Origin of the sequence: Micromonospora sp. LOL_015, assembly GCF_048060275.1 — a bacterium.
GTDB lineage: Bacteria > Actinomycetota > Actinomycetes > Mycobacteriales > Micromonosporaceae > Micromonospora_E.
Window position 1 is genome coordinate 1 of the sequence record NZ_JBHMIO010000226.1, and the last position, 277, is coordinate 277.

1 pseudogene is annotated in these 277 nt (G+C 72.2%); it reads right to left on the minus strand.

Annotated features, from left to right (window positions below):
• Positions 1 to 277 (minus strand): annotated as a pseudogene (locus ACFHWU_RS29595) (acetaldehyde dehydrogenase (acetylating)); the annotation flags it as partial.

Below are 277 nucleotides of genomic sequence, written 5' to 3' on the forward strand. Positions count from 1 at the left end.
TCGACGCGACGATCTCCGCGTAAGCCACCGGGGCCACCGCCGCGACGGCGGCGACGACCGGCACGGTGGCCTGCCCACCACAGGTGACCATGTTGACGTTCGGCTCGGCCAGGTGCGCGTCCAGGTTGACCGGCGGCACCACGTACGGGCCGATCGCGGCCGGGGTCAGGTCGACCACGGTCCTCCCGTGCGCCTGCAGGATCTCGTTGTTGCGCTGGTGCGCGCCGGCCGACGTGGCGTCGAACACCAACCCGACGTCGGCGAACTCGGGCATCGC